This window comes from Desulforhopalus singaporensis, assembly GCF_900104445.1.
Classification (GTDB): Bacteria; Desulfobacterota; Desulfobulbia; order Desulfobulbales; family Desulfocapsaceae; genus Desulforhopalus_A; species Desulforhopalus_A singaporensis.
This window is the reverse complement of sequence record NZ_FNJI01000005.1, coordinates 19,350-38,756: the sequence shown is the minus strand read 5'-3', so window position 1 is coordinate 38,756 and position 19,407 is coordinate 19,350. Positions and strand designations below refer to the sequence as shown.

Sequence of the window (19,407 nt, the reverse complement as noted above, 5' to 3'; positions counted from 1 at the left end):
AAAGTTGCCGACCGCAGGAAGTAACACCAAAAATAAAAAATAGGGGGGGAACAAATGGCATACATCCGGCCGGCAAGGTTTATTATCTATTGTTATTATGCTCTTTCTGAACTGGACACTCCTTTATTGCATTTCCCCGCGGATCTGCGACTCAAGATCGAAAATATCCTGTTCCAGCCGGGCAAGATTATCTCTTGATATATCCGGGTCTCTCAGGGCCTCCCCATACTCAAAACGCTTATCGTTGAGAGCTTTTCGCAGAGCAACCGTATCCTCCATAAATTTCTGGTTGACACCATTACTCCACTGGTGCCCCCCGGACCAGGTAGCACCGGAACAACCGTGGTGATAATTGTGCATGCCATAGCGGTCGCCGCCCATCATATGACCGTTGTTATGCCCGTACATACCAAACCAGCCGTTATTGTGAGCCGAAGCTGCGCCTGCTGCCAAACCGACGATCAGGATAGTTGCTGCAATAATTTTTTTCATGTTTTTCTCCTTTGCTTTACTATATTTTCATTTCGAAATGAGCCCGACCCATCCTTCTCCGGTCGTTTCGATCAAACTCATACACTCAAGCTACCTTTTAAGAAGCAAAGGACATGCCATTTTAAAAATAATATTTTAATACACCTCAAGCCATTGACATATCGACATTTTATAAATCAAAACGCTACTGTCCGCCACGCGCCTACCGCAGACATATCCAATTTCTGGACAGGGCTGCCGGCTTTCACGTCCGCCGATTGTTCATTTTTTTCACACCCCGAGACAGGTGACGGCGGCGAAGGTGAAGACCTCCAGGATGACTATTTTTTCCAGTCAAAGTCCATACTCCTTAATCTTGTTCAACAGTGTCTGTCTTGCCACTCCAAGCAGCTTGGCCGTGCGGCTTTTATTGTTGCCGGTTTTTTCAAGGGTGGAACGGATCACCTCACGCTCCATATCGCGCAGGGTGAACCCCTCTGTTTGCTTGGAATGTTTTATCTCCTGAACCTCTTCAGAGAGAAGATGCGTAGGCAGGTCGTGGGCCGAGATCTGTTCGCCCATACACAGGATCACCGCCCGCTCAATAGTGTTTTCAAGTTCCCGGATGTTTCCCGGCCAACTATACTGCATCAGCAGATTCAGCACTTCCGGATGAAACCCCTTGATGTCCTTTCTGTTTTTCTCAGAAAACTTTTTCAGGAAATGGCTTGCCAGGTCGGGAATGTCGGTGTTTCGCTCCCGCAGGGCCGGAAGCTTTACCGGAACCACCGACAAACGAAAGTAAAGATCCTGACGGAAGGTGTTTTCACCTATCATCTTGCTGAGATCCTTGTGGGTCGCCGCCAGCAGCCGCACGTCGACTGCGACCGTCTCGGTTCCCCCAAGCCTCTCAAACTCTTTTTCCTGCAGCACCCGCAGGATCTTTGCCTGGGTCTGCAGACTCATATCCCCGATCTCATCGAGAAACAGGGTTCCGCCATCAGCCAGTTCGAACCGGCCCTCGCGTCTGGTGGCAGCTCCGGTAAAGGCGCCCTGTTCGTGACCGAACAGCTCGCTTTCGAGCAGATTCTCATTAAGGGCTGCACAATTGAGCTTGATAAATGGTTTATCTTTACGCAGACTGTTCTGGTGCAGGGCGTTGGCAACAAGTTCCTTCCCTGTTCCCGACTCCCCGGTAATCAGCACCGTCGCATCGGTTGGAGCCACCATTGACAGGGTTGTGAACATCTTCTGCATGGCAATGCTTTTACCGATTATGCTGCCAAACGAAAACTGTTCGTCCAGCCTGTTTTTCAGCGATTCGTTCTCTTTGGCCAGCAAACGGAAACTGAGTGCCCGATCAACCAGAATCTTCAACTCTTCTATGTCGACGGGTTTGGTTATGTAGTCAAAAGCACCTTTTTTCATTGCCGCGACCGCGCTTTCAACAGACGAAAAGGCGGTCAGGACGATAACCGGGATGTCCCACCCCGCCTGCAGCAACACGGAGAGAGTGGTCAGCCCGTCCTGCCTGGCCATTTTCATGTCGAGCACAATCAGGTCCGGACTGTTGTCATTTCCCACGAGATATGGCAAAACCTCATCCCCGTCGGACAATTCAGCAATCGCGTAGCCACTGTCTTCAAGATTTGCCCGGAGCATCATCCGGTGGGCATCATCATCGTCGACCAGCAGTATCAAAGTTTTTTCTGTTATCGTCCCCATCATTCTCCCCTCCTGCGCCTGGGCAGGATTATCGTGATCATGGTACCCTGCCCCACTGCTGTCTCCACCTCGACACTGCCCCGATGCTGCTCGACAATCTGGTGGCTCACCGCAAGTCCGAGCCCGGTGCCGTCCTGTTTGGTGGTGAAAAAAGGATCGAACATTCGCTCGCGGTCCTCCACTTTGATGCCGCATCCCGTATCGGTCACGCTGATCCTGACATCTTGACCGTCAGCCGCCGCGTCAAGGATTACTTTTCCGCCTGGGGCTGTTGCCCCGACACTGTTCTTGAGCAAGTTGAGCAGCACCTGAAGCAGCAAATCGGGATCGGCGCTGATGGTCTCGCCCTGATCACACCGCCAGGAAAACTCAAGAGCATGTTCGGCAAAATCGTTTTCCATGAGAGCAACGGTTTTATTGATCAGTTCACCAAGGCTCAACTCGACAAAATTGGGTTCCCGGGGCCTGGCAAACTGCAGCAACCCGGAAACGTTTCTGTTGAGCCGATCCACCTCACTTTTCATCAGGTTTATGTATTTTTTGCTTTCACTGGTGATCTCCGGTTGATTACCCAGATAATGCGCAAACCCCTTGAGGGTGCTGAGCGGATTGCGTATTTCGTGGGCGATGCCGGCTGCCATTTTACCAAGTGCCGCCATCCGCCTGGACCGTTCCAACTGCTGCTCCATTTCACGGATGTTGCTCATATCGCGTACCACCAGAACCGTACCTATCACCTCTCCCAGATCATTTACCAGTGCAGATCCACCCACTTTTACCGGGACACTCCGGCCATCGCCAAAAGTACAATCCAATGAAAGATCGAGCTCTGCACGGCGGATTGCCGCAGTGTCGTCCATGCAGCCGCCAAACACCTCGGCAACATGTTTTTCCTGCATCACCTTCTGGCTGCAGCCGATAATCTTTTCCGCCTGTCTGTTGCAGGACACCAGGCGATCTTCAGCATTCAAGGTCACCAGCCCTACCGGAATCGACTCTATGACGTTATCGGTATAGAGTTTCATGTTGGCAAGTGTCGACCGGGCAACGCTCATCCCCTGGTACAGAAAAAGAAAATAGAGACCGGCGCTGCCCAGAAGAAAGAGAATCGCTCCCATGAACAGTGCATGCTGTACGTCCTGCTTCCGGGCATTGTCAAAAGGTTCGGTATAGAGGCCTATGTAAATAGTGGCTGTTTCCTGAGGGCTCCAGTCGGCATCGTGCTTGCCCCGGTGCTGCCCCCTTATCCCTCCCATCATGCCCATCATCGAACGGGAGGAATAGAGCACCACGGGCCTTGCTATGGTGTACACTCCTTCTTCCCGGTCAAGCCAGAAGGTTTCTTTTTCCTCGAGCCCGGCTGCCGACCGGACCGCCTCAAGCCCCGACAAATCAGGAGCGTCATCCGTTCTGGCGGCTATATCGCCATAGAGGTCGGCAACAAGAATATAGGCAACCCCGGTTCCCCGACTGCTTTCCGCGAGCAGTGTATCCAGAGTGCCGCTTCCTGCCATGTGATGCATGGCGGAAGTGCGCATCGCCGCTTCAATTACCCGGACAATCGTCTCCCCTTTCTGCCGGAGAAAACGTTCCATCATATTTTGCGCCCGGTTGATATTCTGGATTGTCGAAAATGTCAGCACAATTCCCATGAAAATGGTTGCCAGAATAAGCCCCAGCGCAGTTTTTGAAAGCCTGAAAGGAAGCCGCCTTGCGGCCAGAATATTTATCTTGTCGGTTTCGCCAACGCCCATCTGTCCCCCATCCTCATACCCCTTTAGCCAAACGAATTATTGCCGACCGCACGGTTCGGCACCCTACATCCGGCGCTGCCATACCAGCACCACGTGCTGCTGATTTTCTTTACCGGTGACCGATCAACAGATATTACTGCAGGATCCATACCAGCACCAGAGCTCTAACAACCGACCGCTACCCTGAATATTGCATCAACACCCCGCGCAAATCAACAACAATAACGACATAATTCCAGATATTTACCAGAGAGGATCAGCAGAAAGTATTTCACCTTCGTCATATCCCCCGAAAGACCAGTGCCTAATTTTTTGACATAAGCCCTCCCGATCGCACCTGTTGTTGTACAAAATTTAGGCATATTCTCTTTTTTTTACACCTCCTTTTTCAGCCGCTCTCCCGGAGGTCTCATCAATAAAAATCTGTCCATGTCAGAAAAAACCTATTGCCGGCGCAAAGGCTCCGGGACGGTACTCAACCACCCGACAGGGTTGACACCCGTGACTGATTCCAGGGTATACTCCGAGTTGCCAGCAACCATCATGCTAAAATCATACGAAAAATTGATATAAGTCAATTACTAGGAAACGAATTCATGTTCACCTCCAGACAGCAGGCTGACCTCTTATCCGTAAAAAACAATTAATTCCCGAAAACAAACGTACCGGGAAAAGATCCGCTTGATACCTACACCGGAGAAAAAAATGTCCGAAAACAAACAGCTTCCAGTCATCGCTGCCGATATCTCCGAGGGGGATATCATCAAGGCCATGAAAGCCATTCCTGGATATATCGATATTACCCCCGGCGACTTCCGAGAAATCTACCATGTTGCCCATACACTGGCCGTCCAGCGGATGCTCGATTCGGTGACCGCGTCCGGTCTCATGACCAGTCCGGTACTCTCGATCGAACAGACCACACAACTTGCCGAAGCCGCCCGAATGCTTGCCTCAAATCAAATCACCGGCGCTCCTGTTGTCGACAGCGAAAAAAAAGTGGTCGGCGTCATATCGGAAAAAAACTTCCTCATCGAGATGGGGTTGGGCGCTTCCCCTTCCTTTATGCAGATCGCCACCCACTGTTTACATGACAAGAGCTGTCTGGTTGCCCGACTGCATGGCAGGACTGTCCGGGATATAATGACCCAGCCGGCCATTACCGGAGACAAACAGATGACCATCGGGGAAATCTCTGCCATTTTCACCAGGCAAAAGATCAACCGGATACCTATTGTCGACCGCGACGGCACGGTTGTCGGGATCGTCACCCGTACCGATCTGACACACGGATTTCATATTTTTTCACAAGGGCTGTAATTATGGAATTTTTGCAAAAACTCAAAGGCAGCAGCCAGAGTCCACCAGCAGTCGGTCCCGCCGAAATCCTCTGGTCGTGGATCGGCAGCTTTATTGGCATTGGCGCGGTTTCGTTTGCCCACTACAAGATGTTTGGCCACAACGACCTGATGATGCTTATCGGTTCGTTCGGCGCCTCTGCGGTACTTATCTACGGCGCCATCCGCAGTCCCCTGGCGCAACCGAGAAACCTGGTCGGCGGCCATGTCCTGTCGGCGATAGTCGGAGTAACGGCTTACCAGCTGCTCGGACAGCAGCCATGGATTGCGGCATCGGTTGCCGTCTCTACCGCCATCGCCCTGATGCACTTTTCCAAGACTCTCCATCCCCCGGGCGGCGCAACCGCTCTGATTGCAGTGATCGGCAGCGATGAAGTCCACAACCTCGGGTATCTCTATGTCATTGTACCCGTGGCTCTTGGAGCTGTCATAATGCTCATTATCGCCCTGATAATAAACAATATCCCTAAAAACCGGAGATACCCCGAGTTCTGGCTGTAAACGCCGGCGCGGCAATAGAGCCTTTTGCCCGATCGGTTACGGTCGTGCAACTCATTTTCATGAAACAGCGAGAGAACTGAACGCGCATAGCGACGTCCAACCCGCCATTTTTCCTGACTGTTTTTTGCACCACATCTCTTAAAGGAACTAAAAATAACGAGCAATAACACGTAACCATCAATGTTCCGCTAAACGGTTACCACTCAATGGGTTATTCCACAATAACGCTGACCTTTATGTATTTGAGCGTAATATGTTGCAGCCACAGACTGGCGCTTATCCCAAACTATTTCATTTAGATAAAGTCAGACTCATCTGCGGTTATTTTTTGTCCTTGCTGGTTAAGGACCGCTGTCTTCAGCAGTTCTGCTTGCTTTTTATTTTCAAAATACATTGTTTTCACATTAATCGAATTTTTCAGTAATCTGTTTTTCGATTATCAACAGCTGGCCGTGGCTACTTTAGTTTTTTTTCGCAACACCGCGTATCTGTTACCGGAACCGGAACAGCCCCCTTTCGCTCTGCAGATGTCCTCCAGGGCTCTAAACGGACACAGGACCGGTTCAGGGCAACGGCGCCGAACAATTCTCAACATGGAGCAAGAAAAAGGGTAACAAATGGAAAACAAATTATGGAGCAACAACCAATGGACAGAGAGCAGAGGAGGAAATCCCGCTCCACTCTCTTACTGGCGGAGAAAAGCAAGGAAGCGGGTATGGTCGACGGGGTTTTAAACATTATCGGTGGCAGTTTGCGCAGCACCCTCTTGTTTATTTTACCGACACTGGTCTTGGAGATCGCATCCACCAGCATGATCCGCTCGGGAACTCCATATTTGGGGATTGTACCGTTGTTGACGAACTGTCCTATGAAATCCCTGATCTCGCCCTCGGCAACAGATCCCTTCAGGTCATCCTTGACGATGACAAACGCCACAGGACGCTCCCCCCACTTTTAATCGGGGACACCAATGACCGCCACCTCGCTTACCGCCGGATGCTGGCTGATTATGTCCTCAAGTTCCAGCGAGGAGATCCACCCTCAGGAAAACACGCTTATTCGCTCCGTCACGGTCCTTGAGTGTGGACTCGTAGTTGATCGGAACAGCGGCGCCGTCCCTTCTGCGCCGATAATGATACTGTTCCATCCTGAACCGTTCTTCGGGCGTGGCCACCATATCGGTCCACTTCATTCTGCTCTGGATTTCCTCCTTGGAATATCCGGCAAGTGTTGCAAAACCGGTGTTTGCCAGCGAGATGGTGGTATCTTCTTCAATTATAATGGTGCCAGCCCCGGTGTTTTCGAATACCGACCGGTACCACTCCTCACTTGAGCGCAGCTCTTGCTCAACCTCTTTCTGGGCGGTAATATTCTCGAAAAATCCTTCAAGAGGGCTGATTTCCCCGCGATCATCACGGGCGAGCCTGACATTTAAGTTGCCGATTATGACTGTGCCGTCCCTGCGACGCAGCCTGCTCTCAAAGTTGGTCAGCTCGCCCTGCGCAAGAACCCGATCCACCAGCATCATGCGCCGTTCGGAATCGACATACAGATCCCTGGCAAGGTCCTTGATGGCAGCCAGGCACTATTCAACTGACGAGTACCCGAACATATTAGCCATTACCGGATTGGCGTAGATCAACCTGCCGTCAACCGTCGACCGGACAACACCGATAGGAGCATAATAGAGCATATCTTCGCAAAGAAGAAGCCGCCGGGAGAACTGCGTACAGGAAGTACAGCTACCGGACGGGTCAGGTTGTGAAACTGAAAAAGATTGTTTTTGCACCATTATTGAGTATTCCTGTCAGCAGTGACGCTCTTGACCGTCAGGTCAAACCGTGCTTTATCAGAATCGCCGCTTGTGCAGCAGGCCATTACCCATGGCTGAACAGCAGACAGGATCAACTCAAGCCGACTCCGGCTGAGACAACGGGGTCGCCAGCGCTTCAGCAGGCGGCCGTCCGGTCTCCACAGGGCGTCGCCTTGTTCTGCGGCAGTACGCTGAGACAACTATACTACAGTGGGGTGCTGCGGCCAATCAACTTGTCGCCGTTTTCCAGGTGATAAAGGCCACCCCATGTCGTCTCCATCACACTTGCGGACAGTACCTCCGGCCACTGTGGCGCAGGAGCAGAACCGATTCGGAAAAGATATTGGTGGCCAGATCGCAAAATTTCAACGAAAAATGTATTGTCCCCTGCCGCTACTCCATTTAGAACTTGCAACATCGCTCCCTAAAGGAATATGTTTTCCCGACCATGACCGGATGGGACCGTCGCCTGCGGTCTTCTACCGTTTTTTTATCATTTATCACAACAGCGTTGTTTATCTGTTATCGAAGATCCTTGGAGGTGACCTGTGTCCGTTCTTGTGGTTCTTGAAAATCCCGAAAACTGTCCTCTCAATCTTGAGGGGATCAACCCCGTCGCCGCCAGGACCTATCTGACCGACAGCTCTTTTGCCACGCTGAAAGGGGTGAAAGTTTTCAATATCTGTAAATCCTACAGATACCAGAGTATAGGGTACTACGTCTCCCTGCTCGCAGAGGCCAGGGGACACAAGTCGATTCCCGGGACCACCACAATCCTGGATATGAAATCGGTGGGGATCATCAGGCTGGTCTCCGACGAATTCGAAAATCGTATGGCAAAATGTTTGGGGCCGGACACCGAAACGAAATTATCGATACATATCTATTTCGGCAAAACCAGGGAGAAAAAATACACTTCCCTGGGATCCGCCCTTTTCAAGGCTTTTCCCACCCCGTTTCTCCGTGCCGACTTCAGCAGAACCGGGTCGTGGCAACTGCAGAACGTCACCCCCCTCTCGGTTCAGGATATTCCGGTGGAGGACCGCATTTTTGTAGAAAATATCGCCCAGGATTTTTTTGGCGGCAGAAAGCTCACCATATCCAGGCGGACGGTGCCGAAATGGGACCTTGCCCTGCTCCGCAACCCAAACGAAACCCGCCCTCCGTCGGATGCGAAGGCGTTGAGAATGTTTACCAGAGCCGCCGAAAGCCTCGGGTTCGGAGTGGAGACGATCAGCAGGGAAGACTCGAACCGGCTCAGCGCATTTGACGCGCTCTTTATCCGGGAAACAACCAATGTCAACCATCACACCTACCGCATCTCGCGCAAGGCCACTGCCGAAGGCCTCGTGGTCCTGGACGATCCGGTTTCCATCATGCGCTGTTCCAACAAGGTATACCTGGCCGAGTTGCTGTCGCGCAACCGGATCCCTACCCCCAGGACCCTGATCCTGCATAACAAAAATATCGACCAGGCCCTTGCCATGTTCAATCTGCCCTGCATCCTGAAACAGCCGGACTCCTCTTTCTCGCAGGGGGTGATCATGGTCAGGGAGAGGACCCGGCTGATCGAAGAGGCTCGGCGAATGCTGAAAAAATCGGATCTTGTCATCGCCCAGGAATTTGTTCCCACCGACTTTGACTGGCGCATCGGCGTACTCGACGGCAAACCGCTCTATGCATGCAAGTATCACATGGCCAGAAAACATTGGCAGATAATAAGCAAGAACAAGAAGGGACAGGACATTTACGGCAAAGTCGAAACCTTTCCCGAGGAGAAGGTCCCCAGAAAAGTGATCCAGACCGCCCTGCGCGCAGCAAAACTTATCGGCGATGGATTGTACGGGGTGGACCTCAAGCAAAGGGGCAAGGATGTGGTGGTGATAGAGGTGAACGACAACCCCAACATCGACAGCGGCATCGAGGACTTGATCCTGGGTGAAGAGCTCTACCTGCGGATCGCCTCAACATTTTTGAACAGGATAGAAGACCGGATTCGCGGTGAGCGATCGGTTTGAACGGGTACATGTATGGCAAACATTGAAATTCGCAACGCAGTCGCGTCCGACCTGCAACATCTTGTCACTATCGAAGAAGCCTGTTTCATGACCGACAGATTAAGCATGAGACAGTTCAGACACTGGCTCAAGGCTGACAATTGTATTTTCAAGGTTGCTGACGACGGGAAAAAACTTTTCGGATACGGACTGGTGGTGCTGCACAAGGGCACCAGGCTCGCCAGGCTCTATTCCATGGCGATATCTCCTGACGCACGAAGGCTTGGGATCGCCAAAAAACTGTTGACCACCCTCGAACAGGATGCAGTAACCGAAGGCCGGCTCTTTATGCGGCTCGAAGTGTCGGAAAACAACAATGCAGCCCAGGCTCTCTACCACCAGCTGGGGTATCGCGCCTTTGGCGAATATGAAAACTACTACCAGGATCAAAGCGATGCCCTGCGCATGCAGAAACGAATTCGCCAGATGGACACGTCACTTGTCCATCCCGAAACTCCCTGGTATCAGCAGACCACCAGCTTCACCTGCGGTCCGTCGTCGCTGATGATGGCCATGGCCAGTCTAGGCGACCATATCATCCCCAGCCAGGAACTGGAACTGGATATCTGGCGAGAGGCCACCACCATTTTCATGACATCCGGCCATGGCGGGTGCCATCCCGTCGGCCTGGCGCTGGCCGCCCACCACAGGGGCTTTACCGCCAAGGTCTACATCAACACCAAAAATCCGCTGTTCATTGAGGGAGTTCGTTCCGAGAAAAAAAAACAGGTCCTGCGGCTGGTAAACAGGCAGTTCATGGCCCGGGCACAAAACGCCTCCATAGCGCTTTGCTACAGAGATATAACCCAGGACGATATCAAGGGGTATCTCGATAAGGGCAACATGGTGATAGTGCTCATCAGCACATATCGGCTCGACGGACGAAAACTTCCGCACTGGGTCACTGTCACCGCGGTCGACGATTACTGCCTCTATGTTCACGACCCCGACCCGGATGTGAAGAGCCAGGACCCGCTGGACTGTCAGCATATGCCCATTGCCAGGGATGATTTCTCCAAGATGTCGGTCTTTGGCTCTGAACGTCTTCGCACCGCGGTGGTGATACGAAAAACAGACAACGGTACCTGAATATCCGGCGACTCCGCCACCCCGCGCCGGCCCCTTTCGTTGAAGGTGACTTTTCAGGAGGACGTTTGAAAAACATTTTCCACCTTGTCCTAACTTTTTGTTTTAGCTATAGTTGGCCATGACACAACTCTTTTGCTATTCAACTTCTCTGGTCGCCCGACGGCCGATGTCGTCAAGGTCTCTGCCCCGCTGCGGTCATGGCCGGTCAGGTGCAAGGTGTTAAACAGGATGATCACGAGAACCATTATTGTCCATCTTCATGAGTTATGAAAATCGTTATCGCCCCAGACTCGTTCAAGGAAAGTTTGTCAGCCGTTGAGGTTGCCAACCAGATCAGTGCCGGCTTTCGCATGGTTTATCCCGACGCTGAGCTGGTCCAGCTGCCCATCGCAGACGGCGGTGAAGGAACGGTTGATGCAATGATCGCCGCAACTAGCGGCAGCCGTGTTGAGATTGAAGTGACCGGCCCGCTGGCCGATCCGGTTGCGGCCTTCTACGGCATCACCGGTGACGGCACTACCGCCGTTATAGAAATGGCGGCGGCAAGCGGCCTGGCTCTTGTCCCGGAGGAACTGCGCAACCCCCTGCTCACCACCAGCTACGGCACCGGTGAATTGATAAACCATGCCCTTGACAAGGGCATCCGCCGATTTATTATCGGCATTGGCGGAAGCGCCACCAACGACGCAGGTGCAGGCATGCTCCAGGCCCTTGGCGTCGGGCTGCTCGATGACAGCGGCCGCCCCATTGGCTTTGGCGGGGGAGAACTGGCAAGGATCGAAACAATCGATATCAGCGAACTCGACCCCCGTCTGCGCGAGTGCGATATCCAAGTCGCCTGCGACGTGAACAACCCGCTGATCGGCCCCGAAGGAGCCTCGCAGACATTTGCTCCGCAAAAAGGTGGCGACGCGCTCATGGTGTCACTACTGGAGACGAACCTGGCCCACTTTGCCCGTCGGGTGGCGGACAACCTGGGCCAGGATATCGCGGCCCTCCCCGGCGGTGGAGCAGCGGGGGGCATGGGTGCGGCGCTGGCAGCTTTTGGAGGAGGCCGGCTTCGTCCCGGCATAGAGATAATTATCGATGCCGTCGACCTCAAAACAGCCCTGATCGACGCCGACCTGGTGATTACCGGGGAAGGACGGATGGATGGGCAGTCGATTTACGGCAAAGCGCCTGTTGGTGTAGCTCGGGTCGCCGCCGAACATGGAATTCCGGTGATCGCTCTTGCGGGAAGTCTTGGACAGGGAGCGGAAAAAGTCCTTGACTGTTCGATCGACGCCATCTTTTCAATCTCTCCGGGACCGGGAAGCCTGGCGAAGGCCTTTGACGAAGCGGCTGAAAACCTTCTTTTTCTGGCGAGAAATATTGGTGCCGTCATCAGGATAGCCGGCGGTAAAGGTTGAGACATTCGACTTATCCTGGTAAGCGAAGGGGAAAAACCAACTATCGTCAGTGACCGAAACAGTCTGACAGAGATTTTTTTTGTTTCTATCGACCTGACGACCGATCCCTGTTCGTCGGCCAAAGAAATTTCGCATAGCATTTATCATCTTGCCAACACCTACCATTCTATGGAATATAATAGCCCAGCCTGTCACCTTGATAGCCGGCAGCACCGCAATTCTCAACCGGATCGCTGCCTCTTTTGGGGATATGATTCTGCAGCCAGCAGAACTGTTCAGTCCGGTTTTAGAGCAAGCAGGGCCGACTCTATCGCGGACCTTGACATTCATTCCGTTTACGACCATCACCGCAACCGACCGGACAATCGGGGTATGGGATGGCGATGTGCCGGAACAATGACCCCGTGCGCTTACAATATTTACGTTTAAGCGAAAACGGTTGAGGATTTTTTTTATAGATGAATAGACTTACCTTACTGCTCGTGCTCCTCATCGGCGGACTCAGTTTTTTGATGTGGGGCCTTTTTAACCGTCCGGACCAGCTACCACCCTGGCCGCGCCATATAGACGGATTCGCATTCAATCCGATGCGGATGCACAACACCCCCGACCTCGACAACTACCCGTCCCTAGAAGAGATAGATCAGGATTTGGCGCTGTTAGAAGACAGCGTCCATTCCGTGCGGACCTATTCCGTCTCAGGCTCGCTCGGCGAGATTCCAAAACTCGCCAGCAAGCATCACCTGAACGTGGCGCTCGGCGCCTGGATCGGCGCTGACCTCGAACGCAACAACCAGGAGTTGAAAAAGCTTTGCACTGTATACAGCGGCTCAATCCCCAACATCGTGCGCGTTATTGTCGGCAACGAATCGCTTTTACGTCGTGACGTCCAGCTGAAGACGCTTATCCGCTATCTTGACCGGATGCAACGAGTAATAAACGCGCCGATCAGCACCGCCGAACCGTGGCATATATGGCTCAAGAACCCGGAACTGGCAGCACACGTCGATTTCCTGGCGGTGCACATCCTGCCTTACTGGGAAGGAATCGGCGTCGAGGACGCAATCGCTTTTGCCCGGCAGAGGATGGCTGCGCTGAAAAAAGCGTTTCCGGACAAACCCATTGTCATCGCCGAGATCGGCTGGCCCAGCCGCGGCCCGACCCGGGGAGCGGCCAAGGCATCACTGGCAAACCAGGCCGGCTTTTTGCGGCAATTCCTCGATGTGGCCCAGAAAGAAGATTATACCTACTATATAATGGAAGCTTTTGACCAGGTGTGGAAAAGGGATATCGAAGGTGAAGTCGGTACTGCCTGGGGGGTTTACAACGCCAAACGGGAAGCTAAATTTCCCCATACGGCCCCGGTTGTCCGTATTCCCGAATGGCCGACCCTTGCGGGACTGTGCGCGGCTCTTGCCCTGATCGTCGCCGCATTTCTGTTCCGCGACTCACAAGGGCTCAACTACAAGGGGCGAGGATTTCTCACCATCCTCACCTATCTGGTGGTCACCATCACGGTATGGATTTTATACGATTATACGCAGAGATACCTTACCACAGGGACACTCCTGGTCGGTATCCTCATGATCCTGTCCGCCCTGGGCATAGGGGTTGTGCTGCTGGCCGAGGCCCACGAATGGGCGGAGGCGTTGTGGCTGAGATCGCTGCGCCGGCCGCCGAAACCCGCTGGTGATCCCGGCTATCAGCCCATGGTTTCGATTCATATACCTGCCTACAATGAACCGCCGGAGATGCTCAAACAGACCCTTGATGCCATTGCCGCCCTGGATTACCCTCATTTCGAGGTACTGGTTGTCGACAACAACACCTGCGATCCCGAGATCTGGAAACCGGTCGAGGACTATTGCAGAAATCTTGGTGACAGATTCAAGTTTTTCCACGTCGCTCCCCTTTCCGGTTTCAAGGCCGGGGCGCTCAATTATGCCCTGCAACACACCTCTGCCGACGCAGAAATAAATGCTGTCATAGACAGTGACTACCTCGTCAGTCCCGACTGGCTCAAGGACCTCGTTCCCCTGTTTCAGAATCCCAAAATTGCTGTGGTACAGGCCCCGTAGGACTACCACGATTGTGAAGAGTCTGCATTCAAGGCCATGATGCATGCAGAATATAACGGATTTTTCCATATTGGTATGATCACGCGAAACGAACGAAACGCCATTATCCAGCACGGAACCATGACCATGGTGCGCTACCGGGTGATGCAGGAGGTCAACGGCTGGTCGGAGTGGTGCATTACTGAAGACGCAGAGCTCGGCCTGCGGATCTTTGAACGCGGCTACGAGGCCGCCTACGTTGCTAAAAGCTACGGACAAGGCTTGATGCCGGACACATTTCTCGATTTCAAGAAGCAGCGTTTCCGCTGGGCCTACGGTGCCATGCTGATAATGCGTCACCACCTTGCCAGCCTGCTCGGCCTGAAAAAAACCTGCCTTACCCGGGGACAGCGGTATCACTTCCTTGCCGGATGGCTGCCGTGGATAGCCGACGGGGTCAATCTGCTTTTCAACCTTGGAGCACTCACATGGACGACCTTGATGATCCTCAGGCCCGGAGTCTTCAACCCGCCGGAAGCCATGTTCTCGATGATGCCCATCGTATTTTTCTGTTTTAAGGTACTCAAGATGTTCGTCCTCTACCGCTGGCGTATCAAGGCTGGCCATCGCCAGTGTCTGGCCGCAGGCTTGGCCGGGCTCGCCCTGTCGCACACCATTGCCCGGGCCATGGTTGCCGGTTTTCTCACTAAAGGCATAGGGTTTTTCAGAACACCTAAAATGACAAGTAAAAACAAAATAATGCAGGCCCTGTCCGCCTGCCGTGAGGAACTGCTGTTTGCCACCGCCCTGCTTCTTGGCAGCTATATTCTGGGAAGAACCCAGGATATGTCGCTTTTCGACCTGCGTATGTGGCGTGTGGTGCTTGTCATTCAGTCAATCCCCTTTCTTGCTGCGATCATAGTGTCTATAACCGGCGCCCTGCCGAAGATTCCCGCCAGCCTGATAGGACATATGAAGCCGATCGATCACTACCCGGCAACAGACAGACCCCAGCCGCCCCCACCGCCGATCCATATTGAGTCACCTCACTGAAAAGATCGTTGCCCTGCCTGCAGGCCTACGCTGTACTGGTCGGCCGTAAACAGGTCCTGCCGCAAAACTGTCAGTTCTCTGGTCAGACGCAATATCCCGGGGCAGCGTTCGTCCTGATTTTCGGTTTGCTGTTTGCACAAAACCGGTTTTCCGGCTTCCGGAGCATACAGGCTCAAACCGGACAACGGCCTGATATAACGCAGCTTGCTGCTCTGGGCCAGGTGAAGATATCCATGATTTTCATCCCCTATGAGACCGAGCAACCTGGCCGGCAGCTGATACATGGGCAGCGTCCCGGTATCAACCGGCCCGCGCCGTCCATCCACGATTACAAGCGGTGTCGTCACGTAGGATTTGAACATCTCTGCGTCAAAGTCAGCCCTATTGCGGGGGAAAATGTTCTCCTGGACATACCCTTCGTGATTGGCGCCAAGATACGGCAGGTGGTCGCCGAAGAAAACGATCACCCCGTCCGGGTCCTCCAGCCGTATCTTTTCTACAAAATCCATCAATTCCCTGCTCTTGTAATAGACCTGGTTCACATAGCCCTTTAACATCCGGTTATCCATGCCAACCTCTATGACTTCCGGTCTTGATTTCGACAACGGGTAGTCGAGGTGCCCGAAAAAGGTGACGATATAGACAAACTTCGGCCCCGATTCCGGCATCTCTTGCAGTTTTTCCCAGACCTGCCGGTAAAGAGATGCATCGCTGAGGAACTGCCGATTCATATCGTCGAGGACAAAATCGTTTTTCGACCAGTACCGGTCAAAGCCGATGCGCCGGTAGGAATTGACCCGATTCCAGAACGCCGCATAGTTGGGATGAGCGGCGATGCTTTGATAGCCGGCTCCGTCAAGATAACGAGGCAAACAGGGAGCATCGTTGCGCAGCCATCCTTCGAAAAAAACACCGTTATCCGTTACAGGGAAACCGCACAATGCCTCAAACTCACTGTTCGCAGTATATCCCCCGAATACAGGGGCCATTGTTGTGCTGTGACCTGCGTCTTCCCAGAGTTTTCTAAAACGCGGATCAACCGGATCAGGGTGTATCCCCGCATGCTCAAGAACCATGGGATCCCAGAACGACTCAAGCAGGATCATGTAGAGATTCGGCCTGCGGGCAGGAGCACATGCTTCGGCCAGCCGTCTATTTTCCGGATCCAGCGCCAGCATGGCGTCATGGACATCGTCTGCGGAAACGTCGACCTTACCCCGTGCCATGGATCGCACCCCTTCGTGCACCAGGTGCCTGACCAGCCCGCGATCCCGGTAATTGCCCGGCTGATTCCACACCCAATCGCCGTAGCGTTTGTCCATAAAAGCGATCACCTCCGGCGCATTGGCAAAGACCGCCGCCAACAGTATCACCAGGGAACCAAGAGCAATCCAGGTACTTTTTCGTTTCCAGGCAATGGACGCTGCCAGTACGGTGACCGGAAGTGCCACGGCTGCAATCATCGCCGCCAGGCGCCAGTCGGAAAAGAGGTGCAGCATATTGGTAAAACCCAAAAAATCATCAGGCATGACAGGGCTGCCCAGCACAGTCAGTTTCAGGCCATTGCTTACCTGCAGCACTGCGGTTATCAGCGCAAAAGCGGCCGCCCACATTTTCCAGCTGCGGGCGACCAGGTAAAGCACCAGCCCGACAACGATATGGGCCGCCGCATCCTTGACCCAGGTGGTCGGCCACACCTGAATGGAAAAGAAGACAAAGATACCCCACTGCAGCACCGCATAGAGTGCGGCCGCCCAGGCCAGCATCGCCAAAAGCGCCAGCAGGGTCCGGCGCCAGCAGATACTGTGAGGAGCAGGCGTATTAAAATCACGATAGTAGATAAAAGCTTTTCTTATATTCATGGTACCCTGCGGCAGCTGGCATGGTGTCAGTTCATGGTCGCGGTGCCGCCTCGTTGGTGGTCCTCATATGATCCTGTCCAGCAAAAGGTGCGAAAAATAACCCAAAGTAAAGGATAGGTAGAAGGGGATAAACAGTGTGATATTTCCGGTTCCGAGCAGGACGGAGGGAACTATCAGTATGGGACTGCCCACAAGCAGCATGGCGGGCCAGCTATGAGTCCATCCCCGGTGGTGGCCCAGTGCCGGCAGCATGGCAAACAGCCCAAGCCAGGCTGCCAGTTTATAAGCGTGGCGGTAGATCAGAAAACCGTCCATGAGAACGAAAATGGCATAGAAAAGGTTCTGTCCCTTGGAATCTGTATCGGAGTCGGGAAACAGGGAGCCAAGCAGGCAAAATCCCATGAGAGCGCTTAACTGCAGGGGACTGTCGGTAAACCTGTGTACAACAGCGGCGCTACCGATAGCCAGAGCGCCGGTAACGATTCCGCCGGCTATGTGTCCCTTGTATCCAGGCATGGCATGTTCCTTTTTTCAGCTGTTGTGGTCGTCTTTAAAAAAAACAGTTGTCATACCGCTGATCAATGACCATGACCTCATGGACGGAGCAGCCGGAGTGTGACTTATGCATATCAGCGTATCTACATATCAGAAGATACAGTCTGCCTCAAGCGTAAAGAAATAGGGTGCCGCCTGAAACGTCACTACCAAGCACAGATGTGCCCGCTACGCCGGAGGATTTGCGCAACTCATCCAAAACGGCCCGTTTTGGAGGTTGGCAGCAGTATCTGCCCGCCATGACGCTTCAACGGCACAGAGTTGACCTATGGCTCTCTTTTCAAGTATCCAGGGCAGTAAATATCTGGTAAAATATCAGAGTGTCTGTATAAAGACAAGGTTGTAACACCAAATCCGCGGATCAACAAAGCCGCACTGAAAGTACGATGGGCTCGACCATCCTCTGGAACAGGATGTTGCTGAACTGCCGCCCCAGGCAGCTGTACCCCGCTTCTTCGAGGAGTTGTCCCCCTTCGGTTTATTGGAGTCTTTCCCGGAACCCGCAGAAGTCGCCCCCGGGAAAAAGGAGGTCAGTTATGGCTGTTGGCTGGGCCGGTGACGGAGCAGTTCAGGAACAGATCGATGCCACGGTGGAATCCGCGGTACAGTTGGCGAGAAGCCGCATGCCGCAAGGCCAGAGCTTGACCCATTGCGCCGAATGCGAAGCCCCCATTCCCGAAGCTCGCCGCAAGGCTGTACCTGGAGTTCAATATTGCATCGAATGTCAATCAGAACTTGAAAAAAACCAGAAGGCTGCTTCTCTTTTCAATCGCAGCGGCAGCAAAGACAGCCAGCTCAAGTAACTGTACCCTTCTGTGATCCCCGGGGTTGACATAGTCCTAGGAGCCCACCGGATTGCTCCCTGACGCTGGCTCTACAGGCGACCTTGGCAAACCCGGTGGACTCCTCCCGCAAGATGCCTGCCCTGTTTCCGTTTCCCCCCACGCCCAGACTTGCGCTGACAGCAGCCGCAGGAGTATGTAAGGTTCCGTCTCGGCCCCCTGCCGCTGCAGACCGGAGCTTTGATAGAGACGAAATTGAACCGCTGACCTTTACAGCTGTTTTTTATTTATGATAATCTACTGGTAATATTCAATAAGCTACCGGGGGGTGGATCTGGTTGATGGGAAAAGAACTGGTGGTAATCGTTATCGCGTATCTGCTGGGGAGTTTCTGTACGGGCTATTACCTTGTTCTTGCAAAGACGGGGCAGGATATCCGCGAAACGGGCAGCGGCGGGGTCGGTGCACGCAATGTCGGCCGATTGCTGGGGCCGGCCGGCTTTTTGACTACACTGCTAGGCGACGGGCTCAAGGGAAGCGCCGCGGTGCTGATCGGCCAGATGTTCAGCGGAAACGATACCGTTCTGGCATTAATTCTGCTGGCTGTGGTCGCAGGACACATCTGGCCGCTGAGACTTCAGTTTCGCGGCGGTCGGGGAGTGGCCACAGCTATCGGTGCCTACCTGACTATCAACCCGTTTCTAGCGTTAGCGCTGCTGATCATTACCGCAACGCTCATGATCTTCCGCCAGGGATTCGTTCTCAGCGGGCTGGCGGCATTTGTGTTGCTGCCCTTTGTCGCATTGTTTTTACACTTTTCAGGATATGCGGTAACCGTAATGGAAACATCTTCGATCATCATACTTTTTGCCCACCGTGAACGATTACGCCGGGTGTTTGCCAAATTTTAGAACAGCAGGG

15 protein-coding genes and 2 pseudogenes are annotated in these 19,407 nt (G+C 53.3%); 9 read left to right on the top strand and 8 right to left on the bottom strand.

From position 1 onward, the window contains the following. Window positions 1-123: 123 nt before the first annotated feature. The 3 genes from BLQ17_RS04300 to BLQ17_RS04290 all read right to left on the bottom strand — a co-directional run bounded on the left by BLQ17_RS04300 (window position 124) and on the right by BLQ17_RS04290 (window position 3,950). Window positions 124-492, bottom strand: coding sequence for a hypothetical protein (locus BLQ17_RS04300; protein WP_092220153.1), 369 nt, complete (start codon window positions 490-492; stop codon window positions 124-126). Window positions 493-825: 333 nt separating this feature from the next. Then, window positions 826-2,199, bottom strand: coding sequence for a sigma-54-dependent transcriptional regulator (locus BLQ17_RS04295; RefSeq protein WP_245694988.1), 1,374 nt, complete (start codon window positions 2,197-2,199; stop codon window positions 826-828). Next, complete coding sequence (locus BLQ17_RS04290) at window positions 2,196-3,950, bottom strand: two-component system sensor histidine kinase NtrB (protein WP_092220151.1); 1,755 nt, start codon at window positions 3,948-3,950, stop codon at window positions 2,196-2,198. The genes BLQ17_RS04295 and BLQ17_RS04290 overlap by 4 nt, the downstream gene beginning before the upstream one ends. Window positions 3,951-4,655: 705 nt before the next feature. Between BLQ17_RS04290 and BLQ17_RS04285 the strand changes: the two genes are divergently transcribed. Both BLQ17_RS04285 and BLQ17_RS04280 read left to right on the top strand, forming a co-directional pair. Beyond that, window positions 4,656-5,270, top strand: coding sequence for a CBS domain-containing protein (locus BLQ17_RS04285; protein WP_092220149.1), 615 nt, complete (start codon window positions 4,656-4,658; stop codon window positions 5,268-5,270). A gap of 2 nt (window positions 5,271-5,272) precedes the next feature. After that, window positions 5,273-5,809: an HPP family protein gene (locus BLQ17_RS04280; protein WP_092220147.1), complete on the top strand. Its 537-nt coding sequence runs from the start codon at window positions 5,273-5,275 to the stop codon at window positions 5,807-5,809. Window positions 5,810-6,562: 753 nt separating this feature from the next. Here the strand turns inward: BLQ17_RS04280 and BLQ17_RS23635 are convergent. The 3 genes and pseudogenes from BLQ17_RS23635 to BLQ17_RS22160 form a co-directional block, all read right to left on the bottom strand. Beyond that, window positions 6,563-6,847: pseudogene (locus BLQ17_RS23635) on the bottom strand (AMP-binding enzyme); the annotation flags it as partial. Then, entirely contained in the window at window positions 6,825-7,334 is a 510-nt protein-coding gene (locus tag BLQ17_RS04265) for a PAS domain-containing protein (protein WP_407919117.1), read from the bottom strand. The gene BLQ17_RS04265 and the pseudogene BLQ17_RS23635, both read right to left, overlap by 23 nt. A 60-nt stretch (window positions 7,335-7,394) precedes the next feature. Next, window positions 7,395-7,601 (bottom strand): PAS domain-containing protein, encoded by a 207-nt coding sequence (locus BLQ17_RS22160; protein WP_143005433.1) that lies wholly within the window; start codon window positions 7,599-7,601, stop codon window positions 7,395-7,397. Between the two features lie 569 nt (window positions 7,602-8,170). Between BLQ17_RS22160 and BLQ17_RS04255 the strand changes: the two genes are divergently transcribed. The 5 genes and pseudogenes from BLQ17_RS04255 to BLQ17_RS23485 all read left to right on the top strand — a co-directional run bounded on the left by BLQ17_RS04255 (window position 8,171) and on the right by BLQ17_RS23485 (window position 15,287). Next, window positions 8,171-9,640 carry a RimK family protein gene (locus tag BLQ17_RS04255; protein ID WP_092220139.1) on the top strand — a complete coding sequence of 490 codons (1,470 nt, stop codon included), beginning with the start codon at window positions 8,171-8,173 and terminating at the stop codon, window positions 9,638-9,640. A 12-nt stretch (window positions 9,641-9,652) separates the two neighbouring features. Then, window positions 9,653-10,768 (top strand): GNAT family N-acetyltransferase/peptidase C39 family protein, encoded by a 1,116-nt coding sequence (locus BLQ17_RS04250; protein ID WP_092220137.1) that lies wholly within the window; start codon window positions 9,653-9,655, stop codon window positions 10,766-10,768. A gap of 266 nt (window positions 10,769-11,034) precedes the next feature. Next, complete coding sequence (locus BLQ17_RS04245) at window positions 11,035-12,177, top strand: glycerate kinase (RefSeq protein WP_092220135.1); 1,143 nt, start codon at window positions 11,035-11,037, stop codon at window positions 12,175-12,177. A gap of 148 nt (window positions 12,178-12,325) precedes the next feature. Further along, on the top strand, window positions 12,326-12,577 hold the full coding sequence (locus tag BLQ17_RS04240) for a hypothetical protein (RefSeq protein WP_143005432.1): 252 nt from the start codon (window positions 12,326-12,328) through the stop codon (window positions 12,575-12,577). Window positions 12,578-12,635: 58 nt separating this feature from the next. Continuing rightward, window positions 12,636-15,287 (top strand): annotated as a pseudogene (locus BLQ17_RS23485) (glycosyltransferase). Here BLQ17_RS23485 and BLQ17_RS04230 read toward each other — a convergent pair. Both BLQ17_RS04230 and BLQ17_RS04225 read right to left on the bottom strand, forming a co-directional pair. Further along, the gene (locus BLQ17_RS04230) at window positions 15,281-17,149 is read right to left on the bottom strand and encodes an LTA synthase family protein (RefSeq protein WP_092220131.1); all 1,869 of its coding nucleotides are present in this window, start codon (window positions 17,147-17,149) and stop codon (window positions 15,281-15,283) included. The pseudogene BLQ17_RS23485 and the gene BLQ17_RS04230 sit on opposite strands and share 7 nt — an antisense overlap. A 63-nt stretch (window positions 17,150-17,212) precedes the next feature. After that, on the bottom strand, window positions 17,213-17,665 hold the full coding sequence (locus BLQ17_RS04225) for a metal-dependent hydrolase (protein WP_092220129.1): 453 nt from the start codon (window positions 17,663-17,665) through the stop codon (window positions 17,213-17,215). Window positions 17,666-18,240: 575 nt separating this feature from the next. Here BLQ17_RS04225 and BLQ17_RS04220 point away from each other — a divergent pair. After that, complete coding sequence (locus tag BLQ17_RS04220) at window positions 18,241-18,507, top strand: DksA/TraR family C4-type zinc finger protein (RefSeq protein WP_092220126.1); 267 nt, start codon at window positions 18,241-18,243, stop codon at window positions 18,505-18,507. A 320-nt stretch (window positions 18,508-18,827) separates the two neighbouring features. Further along, window positions 18,828-19,397, top strand: a complete 570-nt coding sequence (locus BLQ17_RS04215; RefSeq protein ID WP_092220124.1) for a glycerol-3-phosphate acyltransferase — start codon at window positions 18,828-18,830, stop codon at window positions 19,395-19,397. Window positions 19,398-19,407 lie beyond the last annotated feature (10 nt).

Coding starts and splice junctions, on each gene's coding strand:
- BLQ17_RS04300 (WP_092220153.1), bottom strand. CDS start 492: ATGAAAAAAATTATTGCAGCAACTATCCTGATCGTCGGTTTGGCAGCA.
- BLQ17_RS04295 (WP_245694988.1), bottom strand. CDS start 2,199: ATGATGGGGACGATAACAGAAAAAACTTTGATACTGCTGGTCGACGAT.
- BLQ17_RS04290 (WP_092220151.1), bottom strand. CDS start 3,950: ATGGGCGTTGGCGAAACCGACAAGATAAATATTCTGGCCGCAAGGCGG.
- BLQ17_RS04285 (WP_092220149.1), top strand. CDS start 4,656: ATGTCCGAAAACAAACAGCTTCCAGTCATCGCTGCCGATATCTCCGAG.
- BLQ17_RS04280 (WP_092220147.1), top strand. CDS start 5,273: ATGGAATTTTTGCAAAAACTCAAAGGCAGCAGCCAGAGTCCACCAGCA.
- BLQ17_RS04265 (WP_407919117.1), bottom strand. CDS start 7,334: ATGCTGGTGGATCGGGTTCTTGCGCAGGGCGAGCTGACCAACTTTGAG.
- BLQ17_RS22160 (WP_143005433.1), bottom strand. CDS start 7,601: ATGGTGCAAAAACAATCTTTTTCAGTTTCACAACCTGACCCGTCCGGT.
- BLQ17_RS04250 (WP_092220137.1), top strand. CDS start 9,653: ATGGCAAACATTGAAATTCGCAACGCAGTCGCGTCCGACCTGCAACAT.
- BLQ17_RS04245 (WP_092220135.1), top strand. CDS start 11,035: ATGAAAATCGTTATCGCCCCAGACTCGTTCAAGGAAAGTTTGTCAGCC.
- BLQ17_RS04230 (WP_092220131.1), bottom strand. CDS start 17,149: ATGAATATAAGAAAAGCTTTTATCTACTATCGTGATTTTAATACGCCT.
- BLQ17_RS04225 (WP_092220129.1), bottom strand. CDS start 17,665: ATGCCTGGATACAAGGGACACATAGCCGGCGGAATCGTTACCGGCGCT.
- BLQ17_RS04220 (WP_092220126.1), top strand. CDS start 18,241: ATGGCTGTTGGCTGGGCCGGTGACGGAGCAGTTCAGGAACAGATCGAT.
- BLQ17_RS04215 (WP_092220124.1), top strand. CDS start 18,828: ATGGGAAAAGAACTGGTGGTAATCGTTATCGCGTATCTGCTGGGGAGT.